The organism is Patescibacteria group bacterium (genome assembly GCA_041664365.1).
Classification (GTDB): Bacteria; Patescibacteriota; Patescibacteriia; order UM-FILTER-42-10; family UM-FILTER-42-10; genus JAHJEX01.
On record JBAYKW010000019.1, the window covers coordinates 1 to 6,417 of the forward strand.

Genomic DNA, 6,417 nt, shown 5'->3' on the forward strand with positions numbered 1-6,417 from the left:
GGAATTTCGCCAGAGGCGAAATTATTTAACAGGGTACGCAAAATTTTAGTAAAAATTTATTCGACTTCGTCTCTAAATTTTAAAAAATTTTGGTATGGGAGAAAATATTATTTTCAAACAACTCAGAGCCGCCCAATGGTTGTTGGCGCACAAAAAAGATATTCGCAAGGCCAAGGAGGTTTTTTTAATTGTTTTAAACGCGGTTGTTTGGGGGATTGCCATTTGGCAGGGTATAATATATTTTACTTTAACCAAGAGTCATCAAGAAATGTTAGTGGAATTAACTAAAGAAAGAATAGATTGGATTGGCATGCACGAACATTTCAAGCCGCAAGATATTGTTATTGACGACGAAACCTCTATTTTAACTTTGGCCAGCGGACAGGAATCGCAATATGATTTTGTAGTTTCGGCGCAAAATTTTAATGAAAAATGGATGGTGTCTTCCATTGAGTACTATTTTTCTTTCAATGGCGGACAAACGCCTGTCAAAAAAAACTTTATTCTTCCTGATGAAAAAAAATATCTTTTTGTTTTGGGCCAAAAAAATGCCTCATCAGAAGATGTCAGTTTTCAAATTTCAAAAATTAATTGGCAAAGAGTTCGCCATCCCCGCGAAGCCAATTTGGAAATTTTATCAAAACTGATTGTTAATAGTCCGCAATTGAATTGGGTTACGACTTCTCAAGGGGTTGAGTTGCCTCAAGTTGCATTCACTGTAGAAAATAAATCAGTTTATAGTTTTTGGGAAATTAATTTCGTGGTCGCTCTTTATCAAAACACAAGAATTGTTGGTATCAATACCATCCCGATTAAATACTTAAAAGGCGAAGAAAAGAAAATTATAGAATTACCGTGGGGAAAAACCGCACCACAAGCAACCAACATTGATGTTAAACCGGAAATAAATGTTTTGGATTTAAGTGTTTTTATGCCGCCTAGTTTTTAAATTATGTTATTCAGCCGTTTTAAAAATTTTGACAGCACTTTATTCGTTTTAATGGTTCTTTTAATTATTATCGGTTTAAGCGTTCAGTACAGTCTTTCGCTTTCTCAAGGAGATCTTAAATTCAGCAATTTTGCCAAACAATCCATTTTTGCGGTTTGCGGGCTTATTTTATTTTTTATCATAACTTCTCTGGATTTTAGGTTCATCAAAGCGATTAACTTGGTTTTTTATATCATAGTTGTGTTATTGCTTTTGGGTGTCTTAATATTCGGACAAGTCTCTCACGGCGTAAAAGGATGGTTCAATTTGGGATTTTTTAATTTTCAGCCAATTGAATTAGCAAAATTGGCAGCACTTTTGGCACTGGCTCAGTTTTGGGGTTTTAGCCGGCAGCCGGTCAGGGTTAATCATATTATTGTCAGTTTTATCATAATTCTTCCCTTATTATTTTTAATCATGCGCCAACCGGATTTCGGTTCAGCCATGATGATAGTAATTCTCTGGTTTGGACTTCTTTTAATGATGGATAGGAATAAAAAGCATATTCTGGGATTATTATTGATGATAATTTTGATTGGCGCCTTGGGCTGGTCATTTTTTTTAAAAGATTATCAGCGAGACCGTATTTTGACTTATTTAAATCCGCAAAGCGATCAGGCAGGCCGAGGCTATCAGATTACGCAGTCAACTATCGCGGTCGGTTCAGGTCAAATTTTTGGACGAGGATTCGGCCTTGGAACGCAAAGCCAATTAAGATTTTTGCCGGCCAGTGAAACGGATTTTATTTTCGCGGCATTAACCGAGGAATTCGGATTAATGGGTACTATTCTACTTTTGGGTTTTTATATTGCTCTTATTTCCCGTCTTGTTAAAATTGCCAAAAGCGCTTATGATAATTTCAGCCAAATTTTTGTTTTGGGAGCGGTGATTTATTTTTTCTCCCAAGCAATTATAAATATAGGAATGAATGTCGGATTATTTCCGATTGTCGGTATTCCACTGCCATTCATCAGTTACGGCGGAAGCTCTTTGTTGGTCAGTATGTTGATTTTGGCAATTATTGAAAGTATACTTTTATATCAGCCCTTTACCCACACACCAGAACAAAAATAATGTTCGCCCCAGTATTTTTTTAAAATTATTTTTTAACATAACAATAAGTAGATTAAGTATAGTTGAATTGGGGGCTCACATTTAAAAAATACATTTTTGTTTGGTGGGGGGTTTACAAAAAAAGGGGAGGTGGTATAATAATTTAATAAAACTTTAATTACTAATTTCTAAAATATGTTAACCTTAAATACAAAAAAGAGAGAATTAAAAGGTAAAAAGGTTCAAATCTTAAGAAAACAAGAAATTATTCCAGCCGTAGTTTACGGTCACGGCATAAAATCCGAGTCAATTGAGATGCCTTATTTAATTTTTGAAAAAATTTTTAAACAAGTCGGCGAAAGCGATTTGTTGAATTTGGAGATTGAGGGCGAAAAGCCGAGAAAAGTGCTTATCACTGAAGTTCAATATCATCCTTTGACCGATAAAATAGAACATGTTGATTTTTATCAAATCAGAGAAGGTGAAAAAATTCATGTTGAAGTGGAATTGAAATTAATAGGCGAATCTCCGGCAGTCAAAGAATTGGGCGGTATTTTATTTTCCAATATGACCAAGCTGGAAATAGAATGTTTGCCCGATGACTTGATTCATGATATCAAGATTGATATTTCAAAATTAACTAAAATTGATGATGCGATTAGAATCAAAGATTTGGCAATACCCGCGAGTATTAAAATTAAACATAATCTTGAAGAAATGGTGGTAATGGTTCAACCGCCTCATTCTGAAGAAGAATTAAAAGAATTGGAATCCAAACCGGTTGAAAAAGTGGAAGAGGTTGCCAAAATAGAAAAAGCGCCGAAGAAGGAAGCTGAAGAAGTTGACGAAAAAAAGAAAAAATAAATTTATTGAATTTTTTATGGCAGAACTTTTGAATAAAAGAAAAGCCATATTTATAAAATTAATCCCCAAAATGAAATTCTTTTCATGGGGATTAATTTTTGTTTTAGTGATTATTTCTTTGAGCGGCTGCCAGAAAAAACAAATTTTGCCGTCAATTAATAAATCAACGCCTGAACAAACAAATAATTCTGATCAAAACAATACTGCTCCGGAAAATAATAATGCAACCGAATCTCAGACCGCGTTGATTTCAGAAGGAATAAAATTGCCCGTGGCGATAATGATGGATAATTTTATTGATTCGCGGCCGGTCAGCGGAATTAACAGCGCTTCAATAGTTTATGAATCGCCGGCTGAGGCCGATATTACTCGTTTTTTGGCTGTTTTCAATCAAGACGCTTTGCCTGATAAAATCGGGCCAATTCGTTCAGCCAGGCCGTATTTTGTCAGTTGGGCTGAAGAATACGGCGCTTTATATATTCATGCCGGAGGAAGCGATCAGGCGCTTAGAACAATTAAAAGTGATCAAAACGATGATAAGATTTACGATTTAAATGAAATCAGCGGAGGCGGCGCGTATTTTTGGCGCGATCATAACCGAGTTGCGCCAAGCAATTTATATACTTCCGGCGAGTTTATAAAAAAAGCCATAGAAAATAAAAATCTGCCGGAAAAAATAAAAACAAATTTCAGCGGTTGGAAATTTTCCAATGATATAAATCTTACCAGTCAGGAATCAAGTGAATTCATTAAAATTAATTATCTTGATCCGGTGGCTTGGAAATTTGATTCAAAAACAGATTTTTATCTGCGATTCTCCATTGATTCAAAAACAGGCACTTTAAATCCTTTTGTTGATTCGGACGGAACGCAAATTAAAACAAAAAATTTAATCATTCAAAAAACAGAAATAAATATTTTAGACGAAGTCGGCCGGAGAGAAATTACGACCATAGGGGATGGCGAAGCGATGATTTTCCAAAAAGGCAAATTAACCAAGGGAAAATGGCAAAGGGCCGGTTCTCAGGAATCAACCAGATTTTATGATACATTTGACAAAGAAATAGAATTTTTACCCGATTCGGTTTGGATTGAAGTTGTTTCTCCTAAACACAAACTTGTTTATTAATTTAAATAAAAAAATCGAGAATGGAATTATTTTTCTATACTCGATTTTTTTTAATATTTTTTAAGGATTAACGATAACCAATCGATTCAGGCCGGCCAGGTCTTTTTTTATTTCTATTTCAGCTTGAGGGAAATATTTTTTAATTATTTTTTTTATTTTTTCCGCCTGATTAAAATTTATTTCCAAGAATATTTTGCCGTTTGGCCGCAAATAATCAGCCGCATTTTCAAGCAGAGATTGATAAAATTTTAAACCGTCTTTTCCGCCGTTTAAAGCAATCTGCGGACTGTGATTAAGGCATTTGGCTTTTTGGGAAGGAATATAGGGTAAATTGGCAGCAATGATGTCAATTTTTTCAGGCAGCGGTTCTAAAAGATTTCCATTTAAGAAAATAATTTGTTTTTTTGTTTTGTGTTTTTTTGCGTTTCTTTTCGCCACTTTTAGGGCATTTTTTGAAATATCAACGGCATAGATTTTTGCCAATGGCAAATGTTTTGCCAGAGTAATGGCGATATTGCCGCAGCCGGTTCCGACATCAGCGATTAAAATTTTTTTATTTGGCGCAGATTTTAAAATTTCTTCAATCATTAATTCCGTGTCGGGCGAGGGGATTAAAACATTTTTATCAACCATGAAATCCAAATCAAAAAATTCTTTGTGTTCGACAAGATAAGCCACGGGCGTGCCCTTTTTTCTTTGAGCGATTAATTTTTTAAATTTTATTTCTTCTGTTTTTTTTAATTTTTTTTCAGAATGGGAATAAAGCCAGATTTTTCCTGCCTGCCGGCAGGCAGGGCGCTTTTTTAGAGTGAAACTTAAAAGAACCTCGGCATCTAAATGAGGTTCTTTAGTTATTTTTTGGAGAGATTGAATAGCTCTTAATAATGCTTGTTTAATGGTCATCTTTATAAAATTTCTAATTTCTAATTGACCTAATTTCTAAATCGTATTTCAATTTGGGATTTTGAGTTTAGGTTATTGTTCAGGAATTAGAAATTAGGTTAATTAGGTTAATTTTATTCAGCATTTTCTTGTTCTTCAAATGATTCAACAATCGCGTCCATATTCCCGTCCAAAATATTCAACATATTGAAAAATGACTTGTTAAGGCGATGATCAGTAATTCTATCTTGAGGGAAATTATAAGTTCTGACTTTTTCCGAACGTTCTGCGGTACCGATTTGTTCCCGTCTTTGATCCCCCAAATCTTTATGTTTTTTTTCTTCATTCAACGCCAATAATCTTGATCTTAGAATGATCATAGCTTTCTCTTTATTTTGTCCTTGACTGCGTTCGTCTTGGCAGGCAACAACTAAATTTGTCGGCAAATGAGTGATTCTTACGGCTGAAGAAGTTTTTTGAACATTTTGGCCTCCATGTCCGGAAGCGCAAAAAGTGTCAATTTTTAAATCTTTTAAATCTATTTTAAGGTCCGCGGGTTCGGCTTGAGGCAATACCGCCACTGAAGCGGTGGAAGTGTGAAGCCGGCCGCTTTTTTCAGTTTTAGGAATCCTTTGAACTCTGTGAACGCCGCTTTCATTTTTTAAAATTTGATAAGCGCCAGAATCTCTTATTTCCAGAATAGCTTCTTTAAAGCCGTCCAATTCTGTTTTGTGCGATGAAATTAAACCAACCTTCCAGCCCTTTTTTTCCGCGAAACGCGAATACATTCTTAATAAATCGCCGGCAAAAATAGCCGCTTCGTCGCCGCCGGTGCCGGCTCTGATTTCCAAAATTACGCCGCGACTTTCCGGAGTGTTGGAAGATTTTTCTTTTTTATTGATTTCCGACTCAATGCTTGTTTTTTTTTCTTTTAATTGTTCCAATTCTTCTTTAATCAAGCTCAGCATTTCGGGTTGAGATTCTTTATTTAATAATTTTTCAATTTCAAAAATTTTTTCGTTTATTTCTCTGAGTTGGTCAAACAAACGATAAGTTTCTTTCAATTGATTGTATTTTTGGGATATTTCTTTCAATTTTTCCTGATCAGCATAAATATCAGAACTTTGTAATTGTTCTTCCAATGATTTTAATTGATCTTTCAATTGACTGAGATTATTCTCCATATTTTAATTTTACAACAAAAAATTATCCAAATAGTATTTTGGCAATAATTCAATCGCTATGAAATTATTTTTTATCCTTTTTTTCCTTGGCAGATTCTTTTTTAACTTTGGTTTTTTTGGTTTCCTTAATCGCTTTTGATTTGGTAACCATTTTATTGAATCTTTCCAATCTTCCGGCCGTATCGATATATTTCTGTTTGCCGGTATAAAAAGGATGGCAAGCAGAACATATTTCCACGTGTATTTCCGGAACAGTTGAACCAACGTTAAATTCCGAACCGCAAGCGCAAGTCATTTTTGCTTGAGGATGATATTTA

General features: G+C 34.7%; 7 protein-coding genes. 4 read left to right on the top strand and 3 right to left on the bottom strand.

Features of this window, described 5'->3' with window-relative positions; translation table 11 throughout:
- Positions 1–94: 94 nt before the first annotated feature.
- The 4 genes from WCW66_06840 to WCW66_06855 all read left to right on the top strand — a co-directional run bounded on the left by WCW66_06840 (position 95) and on the right by WCW66_06855 (position 4,034).
- Positions 95–949 (top strand): hypothetical protein, encoded by an 855-nt coding sequence (locus WCW66_06840; GenBank protein MFA6392419.1) that lies wholly within the window; start codon positions 95–97, stop codon positions 947–949.
- A 3-nt stretch (positions 950–952) separates the two neighbouring features.
- Entirely contained in the window at positions 953–2,062 is a 1,110-nt protein-coding gene (rodA, locus tag WCW66_06845; GenBank protein MFA6392420.1) for a rod shape-determining protein RodA, read from the top strand.
- A 174-nt stretch (positions 2,063–2,236) separates the two neighbouring features.
- Positions 2,237–2,905, top strand: a complete 669-nt coding sequence (locus WCW66_06850) for a 50S ribosomal protein L25 (GenBank protein ID MFA6392421.1) — start codon at positions 2,237–2,239, stop codon at positions 2,903–2,905.
- A gap of 70 nt (positions 2,906–2,975) precedes the next feature.
- Entirely contained in the window at positions 2,976–4,034 is a 1,059-nt protein-coding gene (locus tag WCW66_06855; protein MFA6392422.1) for a DUF3048 domain-containing protein, read from the top strand.
- A 60-nt stretch (positions 4,035–4,094) separates the two neighbouring features.
- Here WCW66_06855 and prmC read toward each other — a convergent pair whose 3' ends face one another.
- From prmC to rpmE, 3 genes are all read right to left on the bottom strand, one after another.
- Positions 4,095–4,937, bottom strand: coding sequence for a peptide chain release factor N(5)-glutamine methyltransferase (gene prmC, locus WCW66_06860; GenBank protein ID MFA6392423.1), 843 nt, complete (start codon positions 4,935–4,937; stop codon positions 4,095–4,097).
- Positions 4,938–5,050: 113 nt separating this feature from the next.
- Positions 5,051–6,100 carry a peptide chain release factor 1 gene (gene prfA, locus WCW66_06865; protein ID MFA6392424.1) on the bottom strand — a complete coding sequence of 350 codons (1,050 nt, stop codon included), beginning with the start codon at positions 6,098–6,100 and terminating at the stop codon, positions 5,051–5,053.
- Positions 6,101–6,164: 64 nt separating this feature from the next.
- Positions 6,165–6,395, bottom strand: coding sequence for a 50S ribosomal protein L31 (gene rpmE / locus WCW66_06870; GenBank protein ID MFA6392425.1), 231 nt, complete (start codon positions 6,393–6,395; stop codon positions 6,165–6,167).
- Between the last annotated feature and the right edge of the window lie 22 nt (positions 6,396–6,417).

Coding starts and splice junctions, on each gene's coding strand:
- prmC (MFA6392423.1), bottom strand. CDS start 4,937: ATGACCATTAAACAAGCATTATTAAGAGCTATTCAATCTCTCCAAAAA.
- WCW66_06855 (MFA6392422.1), top strand. CDS start 2,976: ATGAAATTCTTTTCATGGGGATTAATTTTTGTTTTAGTGATTATTTCT.
- WCW66_06840 (MFA6392419.1), top strand. CDS start 95: ATGGGAGAAAATATTATTTTCAAACAACTCAGAGCCGCCCAATGGTTG.
- rodA (MFA6392420.1), top strand. CDS start 953: ATGTTATTCAGCCGTTTTAAAAATTTTGACAGCACTTTATTCGTTTTA.
- rpmE (MFA6392425.1), bottom strand. CDS start 6,395: ATGACTTGCGCTTGCGGTTCGGAATTTAACGTTGGTTCAACTGTTCCG.
- prfA (MFA6392424.1), bottom strand. CDS start 6,100: ATGGAGAATAATCTCAGTCAATTGAAAGATCAATTAAAATCATTGGAA.
- WCW66_06850 (MFA6392421.1), top strand. CDS start 2,237: ATGTTAACCTTAAATACAAAAAAGAGAGAATTAAAAGGTAAAAAGGTT.